Raw genomic sequence first — 6102 nt, forward strand, 5'->3', positions numbered from 1 at the left:
GCCTTCCTGCGCCGCCGCAAGCTGGTCGACCGCGCGCGTGTCGCCATGCAAGAGCTGATGGAAAGAACCGGCGAGACCGCCAATCTCGGCGTCGCCGAGGACGATTGCGTGGTCTTCGTCAGCCAGGTCGAGACGCACCAGGCGATCCGCGCCTTCTTCCGTCCGGGCACACGCAGTCCCTTCCATGCGTCCGGCATCGGCAAGGCGGTGCTGGCGCATCTCGAGCCGGAGCGCGTCGGAACCATCCTGCGCAAGGCAGGCCTGCAGCGCTTCACGGACAGGACACTTTCAGACATTTCGGCGCTTGCCCACGATCTGGCGCGGATCAAGCTGCGCGGCTGGTCGGTCGACGACGAGGAGCGGCACCCCGGCATGCGTTGCGTGGCAGCCGCCATCTTCAACGAATTCGGCGAGCCGATCGGCGGCGTTTCGGTGTCGGGACCAACGGTGCGGGTGACGCCGGAGCGGTTGGCCGAGATCGGCCCGCTGGTGCGCGATGCCGCCGCCGAGGTGACCAGGATGATCGGCGGCGTGCGAGCCTTCTGATCAGCCCGTCCCGGGCAGCGCGCTCCTGGTGGCGATATCAAAGAAATCGAGAAGGATGGCCATGCCGACGCCGCAGGCGGTGAGTATCAGGCCGGCCATGAAGATGCGGTTGGCATGTTCATAGATGCGCCGCTGCAGGCATTTCGTGTCGAGCAGCAGCGAGAGCGCCCGCATCTGCAAGGCAATGCCGGCCAGGATCGGCAGGACGGCGACAAGATGGTAGGTCTGCCACGGGATCGGGTTGGCGGCCCAATGCGTGATGAAGCCCAGCGAAAACGCCAGCAGGATGCCGACGGCGGTGACGGTGCCGTTGCGGAAAACCGTTTCGACCAGGTCTTCCCTGGGGTCCTGCTCGTCCAAAGGTCTCTCCCCGCGTTTCGCGGTCAGAATAGACGCTCGGAAAATCTCTGTACACCGCCCGGTCTGCCGCCCAGGCCAATCCTTTCTGCGCTGAATCGGCCGGTGGAGCACGCACCGCTACCATCCAGACAGCAGAAGAGGGGCTCGCATGGGCCCCTCTGTTGCTGAAACGGTCCTCCCCTCTAAAGACGGCAGTAGTGGCGGTATCCGTCGCGGCCGAGATAGGTATCGGAGTCCGCGTCGTAGCTGGCATAACGATCGTAGCAGCGGCGGACATGCCACGAGCCGCCGCCTTCGTCGACATAGACGGTGCGCGGCTGGGCGAGCAGGCTGCCGAGGACAAAGCCGCCGACGCCGGCGGCAATGCCGATACCGAGACCGTGATTGTGGTGATGGCTGTGAGCGGCCGAAGGCTGCACGGTGCCGGCCAGCGTGGCGGCGGCGACGGCGGTGGCGATAAGGCCGGAAACGAGTGTGTTCTTGAACATGACGATCTCCTTGCTTCGTTGACCGAGGCGATCCATCCGCCTCTTGATCATCTGTCGTCGCAGCCAGGAAAAAGGTTCGAATCTTTTGTCGATCTTCTGGGATCGAAGGTCTTTGTGACGGCGACGGGAAGAGGTTGGCGAGAACATTGACGATGCAGATCTCCCCGATGGACGTCTACGCTATGCACATACCTTCTGATCTGCCCGATGCCTGATTACCACGTGGTTCCCCCAATCCGTCGCTGCTTCGCAGCGCCACCTTTCCCCCCTCCGGAGGGAAAGGAAAGGAGCGTTGCTGGACGAGCGTTAACGGCAAAAGCTTGGCGCCTTTCCTCTACCCCGTCGATCGGGGGAGAGGTGGCTCGGCGAAGCCGAGACGGAGTGGGGGTCGACCAGCGCCGCAAAAGGCAATGCATGCGCCAAGCTGCCATGCACCCTATCGCCAAAGACCAGTTGTTTGGAAATGTGTGCATGCCGTAGCTTGCGGGCGAGATCGCTAGCTTTGCCCGCCCTACTTCGCAACGCCAACGCAAAAAGGGCGGCCGAAGCCGCCCTCTTGGGAGAACTGGGTCCCTCCATCAAAGGAAAATGATCACCCTGCCGTGCCTGTGGTGATGGTTGTGGTGGTGGTTGTAGTGCTTCCACCAGAACTTCTTGAAGTGCTTCTTGTGATGGTGGTTGTGATGATGGCCGTGCATGCCGTGGGCGGACGACGTGCCGACAGTGCCGGCGAGCGCGCCGGTGGCGACGAAAATGGCGACGAGGCCTGAGGTAAGAGTGCGCTTGAACATGATGATCTCCTGGATCCTTGATCGAGGCGACCCATTCGCCTCTAACCATCAGTCGGCGCGGCGCGGCAAAAGGTTCGATAGGTCGAGGAGATTTTTTGTGGGGCCTTTGGCCCAAGCGAATAGTGAATAGCGAATAGCGAGTAGGAAAAGGCAGGAACGCCACTTACCAATCGCTACGTTGCCGTTCCCTATTCGCTATTCGCTACTCACTATTCGCTCTCTCTCACCCCATCCCCGTGACATGGCGCAGCCAGAACGCCAGCGCGATGAAGCCGATGATGGTGGTGACGCCGGTCCAGTCGACATTGGCCTTCTTCACATCGCTGATGATTTTCACCAGCAGCATCCAGGCCACGAAGATGATCGGGAGAATGATGACTAATCTGATCATGCCACACCCCTGCGCAAAGCGATTGCACCTCCCCTAGATGTAGGAAGCAATCTAGCGGTTTTCAGGATGCCCTCGTCGACGGGCCACGCGGCATGCCGGGAAAAAACGGAGTTTTGTCTTTACTGGCGCAACAAATATGCTAACCGGAGCGCCGTGCCCTTGTAGCTCAGCTGGTAGAGCAGCGGTTTTGTAAACCGAAGGTCGGCGGTTCGATTCCGTCCGGGGGCACCAGCAAAAGTGCGGCAATTGAGTAAATTCAGACAGTTAATCTATTGTCATCGAGTTCGATCCGCCGCCTGATCCACGTTGGAAATCATGCACTTACCCGCGAGAATATCCGCCCCGGAGCATCACCATGTGGAAAGCCCGCCACCGTGCGGCGGCGGGATTTATTGAAGATTAGAACGGCACCTTCCACGCTCCGCTCTCGAATTTCTGGATAATGCCCGCGTCGAAACCTGACTGCCATTCCTCGCCGGCGTTGAGTTTCATTCCAGAGGTTGTGGCGGCGCCGGTGTTCGGCCGCGGAAGTCCGGAGCTCCTCGCGGGATGCCTGTTTGCACCGGCCTTCCTGATACCTAGTCGCCGAATTCAGGCGCAGCAACTTAGTCTACAGGTGTGACTTCCTAGCTACATACAAAGTTGCAGGCTCATTGATATAAAGCGCTTGGCGATTTGATGGGGATTTCATGAAAGCTTTTTTGCTCGCTTCATTCGTTGCGCTTTCGGCGGCTCCGGCCATCGCTGCCGATATGATGACCGCTCCTGTCGACACCCCTGAATGGACTTGGCAAGGGCCATACGCCGGCGTGTTCGGCGCCGGAACGTTGGAACATTACAAGATCTATGAGCCGGGCGCCCAGGCTGGCGCAACGCACAACGTCGGCTCGGCCGCGGTCGGCGGCTTTGCAGGCTATAACTTCCAGTCCGGCAAGATTGTCTATGGCGTTGAAGGCGAGCTTGGCTACCGCTTTAAGAAGAACACCTTCGACGATATTCCAGGCCCAGGCGTTCTCGACGCCTCCACAGGTTTGTTCGGATCCGTAAAGGGTCGCGTTGGCATGGACATCGGAGCCTACATGCCGTTTGTCACGGCTGGTGTAACCGCCGCAAAGCTGAAGACGTTCTATCCAGGTGGAAACGCCGAGCGGGATGCAACTTTGGTCGGTGGTATTGTTGGAGCAGGCATCGACGTCGCTCTCACACACAACGTGTTCTTGCGAGGCGAATACGACTTCTCCTTCTTCGGCAAGAAGTCGCTTGAATATTGCGGCGGCGGATGCACGCTGGAACACACGCTTCAGACGCACGATTTCCGCGTCGGCATCGCGATGAAATTCTAACTGTTCATCGCGTCTCCGACGTTGACGCGCTCCGCAGGAATAGCAAGACCAAGGTCCAGCTTGTGAATGGCATTCCGCGGGCGCAATGTCTCCAAGAACCGACGGCCAGGGGCCTGGATCGCAAATAGTTCGCGGTTCAGGCCCTTCGTCCGTTCCGGACAATATGCTATGGGGCTCTTCTGCCGGGTGCTCCGGCCCTTGTCGTGCTGGGCCGGTCAAGTTCCACCTGATGAACGTAGCATCCTTCCCGGTGACTTCCCGCACCGCCTTTAGCAGCACCTCATGCAGGACGCGCGTCTTTCTGTAATGGTCGCAATGCGGCGATATGAACGGCTTGATGATGCTCAGGTGCAGCGCTTCCGCCGCCACGAGAAAGCGCTCGATTTCAGCCTGTGATAACCGCTTCGAAGGTTTTGACCGAGCCATTGCGACACCTTTTAAGAGTCGCCTCACCCGAGGACAATATTCCTACTTTCCTCAAGGCATGTAAAGCGGTCCACGCCCAAAGCCACCACTAAGACAGGAACCAGGCGGGAGACGCCGTCCCAGGGATGCGACGACGCATTGCCGAGATATTTCCCTGTTGTTGCGCAAAGAAAAAGGCCGTCGCGGTTGGGCAGCAGGCTCTCTCTATGGCCTTCAGTGGCCTAGAATTTGTAGGCGATGCCTTCAGATCAACATTACCATTCGGCAATGATTCAGTGCCGAAATCAGTATAGCGATACTCGGCGCGCAGCAGAAGATTGTCGGTCATGGCGTAGTCCAAGCCCGCGCCTATCGTCCATCCAGTAAATGTGTCTCCGAAAGAACCTGAGACGGTATTACTGCTTGCGTCGATGCCGCCAAATGCAACGCCACCCGCGACATAGGGAAGCAAGCGATCAACGGCATATCCCAGTCGAAGTCTTGCCGCCCCACTCCACTTAAGTTCCTCGATCCCGATGCCGCCCGGAAATGGGAGACCGGGAGCGGCGAATATTTGGCCGCTGCCATCAACATTCGCATATACGACGTCCAGTTCCGCACCAATGACGATATTGTTCGGCATCTGGTAGTTGTAACCGGCGTAGACACCTCCAAGGAACCCGTCAAGATCTGTCTCAATGAAGCCCGGGCCGTTGGCCTGCCGTATATTTCCATCACCCCGAGCGTAGCCTGCCTGAAGACCGATATACCCAGCTGTCCAGCTGAAAACCGGGGCGACTTCTTCGACCATGGCATCGGCAGCGAACGCCGACGAAGCCAGCAGAGACAACGACAAACCAAGAAGCAGCTTCTTCATAGGTGATCCCCTGTAACCCACCCTCTCGTAGCAGAGCGCGCCGATATGTGCCGTTGTATTTCCGCCACATTAGACCCTGATCCAAAACTGGGGTCAGCGCGCTTGACGAGATTGTATTGGCGAGAATCTTGCGTGCCGACCTTGCCTATGAGCGAGCAGCAAATGCTGGTCTTGCTCGAACAGCTTGCTCACGCCCGAATGCTCGTTAGAGACGTCCACGATCCGCAGCCCTCTGCACGCCGCCCTTGCGTATCAAACCGTACGTTGAATCCTTCTTGGGTCGCGCGCGAAAAGAGAGTAAATAAATCCCTTCGCAGGAAGGGAGGCCGCGATGGTTGAAACGCATATAGACGTCGCACGCGCGGCTATAGAAACCAGCTTTCGGTTGCGGCACCATTCCCTGGCCGGAACCGCCTCATTTCGCCGCGGTATGGACCACTCCCGACGCGCAATCGAGGCCTCGCGCGAACTGCTCAAGGGCCTTCGCCAACGTCACGGCGATGACCTGGCCCGAGGCCGGGAAGATCCGGACCCAGATCCTGTTGCCGTCTCGGCCTTCGATGCCGACATTCTCCGCTCTGCATTTCGAAACCTGGTCCGGGAAACAGGCGTTCCCGAGTGTGAATGGCGCCACCTGGCTGAAAGCTTGGTCCGCGAATATGTCGGGTGCGAGCAGGTTGACGCAGGCTTGTTGGACTGGATTACCCACAAGTAGTCACCGCTTGGATAAAATCGCGTACCGACGCAAAACAGCCCGTCCCGCCCACATTGCCGGTGACACGAAACGGGCTGCGGAAACGGCATGCGGCGCTTCCTGCAATCCAACTTTGGACGCGCCCGGATGTTCCGTTAGCTTCTGCTGAAAAGCGGGTACATCCTGTTGCTGTGGCCATTCGACAGT

At 58.9% G+C, this 6102-nt stretch carries 9 protein-coding genes, 1 tRNA gene and 1 pseudogene; 4 read left to right on the plus strand and 7 right to left on the minus strand.

The features are described from left to right. On the plus strand, positions 1–546 hold a 546-nt coding region (locus tag EN750_RS14975; protein WP_145967659.1), incomplete at its 5' end, for an IclR family transcriptional regulator. On the opposite strand, the gene EN750_RS14980 is transcribed toward EN750_RS14975, so the two are convergent. From EN750_RS14980 to EN750_RS14995, 4 genes are all read right to left on the minus strand, one after another. Next, complete coding sequence (locus tag EN750_RS14980; RefSeq protein ID WP_127396882.1) at positions 547–906, minus strand: hypothetical protein; 360 nt, start codon at positions 904–906, stop codon at positions 547–549. A gap of 182 nt (positions 907–1088) precedes the next feature. Next, entirely contained in the window at positions 1089–1394 is a 306-nt protein-coding gene (locus EN750_RS14985; protein ID WP_127268086.1) for a BA14K family protein, read from the minus strand. A gap of 578 nt (positions 1395–1972) precedes the next feature. After that, positions 1973–2185, minus strand: a complete 213-nt coding sequence (locus tag EN750_RS14990) for a hypothetical protein (RefSeq protein WP_127396883.1) — start codon at positions 2183–2185, stop codon at positions 1973–1975. Positions 2186–2408: 223 nt separating this feature from the next. After that, complete coding sequence (locus tag EN750_RS14995) at positions 2409–2576, minus strand: hypothetical protein (protein ID WP_127268088.1); 168 nt, start codon at positions 2574–2576, stop codon at positions 2409–2411. Between the two features lie 155 nt (positions 2577–2731). On the opposite strand from EN750_RS14995, the gene EN750_RS15000 reads away from it, so the two are divergent. Both EN750_RS15000 and EN750_RS15005 read left to right on the plus strand, forming a co-directional pair. Continuing rightward, a tRNA-Thr gene (locus EN750_RS15000) sits at positions 2732–2807 on the plus strand. A gap of 458 nt (positions 2808–3265) precedes the next feature. Further along, the gene (locus tag EN750_RS15005) at positions 3266–3919 is read left to right on the plus strand and encodes an outer membrane beta-barrel protein (RefSeq protein ID WP_127321675.1); all 654 of its coding nucleotides are present in this window, start codon (positions 3266–3268) and stop codon (positions 3917–3919) included. Positions 3920–4129: 210 nt separating this feature from the next. On the opposite strand, the pseudogene EN750_RS40745 reads toward EN750_RS15005, so the two are convergent. Both EN750_RS40745 and EN750_RS15015 read right to left on the minus strand, forming a co-directional pair. Beyond that, positions 4130–4345, minus strand: a pseudogene (locus tag EN750_RS40745) (hypothetical protein); the annotation flags it as partial. A gap of 88 nt (positions 4346–4433) precedes the next feature. Further along, positions 4434–5201, minus strand: coding sequence for an outer membrane protein (locus tag EN750_RS15015; RefSeq protein ID WP_127396884.1), 768 nt, complete (start codon positions 5199–5201; stop codon positions 4434–4436). A gap of 331 nt (positions 5202–5532) precedes the next feature. Between EN750_RS15015 and EN750_RS15020 the strand changes: the two genes are divergently transcribed. Continuing rightward, positions 5533–5916, plus strand: a complete 384-nt coding sequence (locus EN750_RS15020; protein ID WP_127396885.1) for a hypothetical protein — start codon at positions 5533–5535, stop codon at positions 5914–5916. Here the strand turns inward: EN750_RS15020 and EN750_RS39960 are convergent. Next, on the minus strand, positions 5917–6102 hold a 186-nt coding region (locus tag EN750_RS39960; RefSeq protein WP_210212748.1), incomplete at its 5' end, for a hypothetical protein.

Source organism: Mesorhizobium sp. M7A.F.Ca.ET.027.03.2.1, assembly GCF_003999175.1.
Classification (GTDB): domain Bacteria; phylum Pseudomonadota; class Alphaproteobacteria; order Rhizobiales; family Rhizobiaceae; genus Mesorhizobium.

What these genes read in the sequence shown, in the direction of transcription:
- EN750_RS14985 (WP_127268086.1), bottom strand. Translation starts at nt 1,394, where the DNA reads ATGTTCAAGAACACACTCGTTTCCGGCCTTATCGCCACCGCCGTCGCC.
- EN750_RS14990 (WP_127396883.1), bottom strand. Translation starts at nt 2,185, where the DNA reads ATGTTCAAGCGCACTCTTACCTCAGGCCTCGTCGCCATTTTCGTCGCC.
- EN750_RS14995 (WP_127268088.1), bottom strand. Translation starts at nt 2,576, where the DNA reads ATGATCAGATTAGTCATCATTCTCCCGATCATCTTCGTGGCCTGGATG.
- EN750_RS15005 (WP_127321675.1), top strand. Translation starts at nt 3,266, where the DNA reads ATGAAAGCTTTTTTGCTCGCTTCATTCGTTGCGCTTTCGGCGGCTCCG.
- EN750_RS15015 (WP_127396884.1), bottom strand. Translation starts at nt 5,201, where the DNA reads ATGAAGAAGCTGCTTCTTGGTTTGTCGTTGTCTCTGCTGGCTTCGTCG.
- EN750_RS15020 (WP_127396885.1), top strand. Translation starts at nt 5,533, where the DNA reads ATGGTTGAAACGCATATAGACGTCGCACGCGCGGCTATAGAAACCAGC.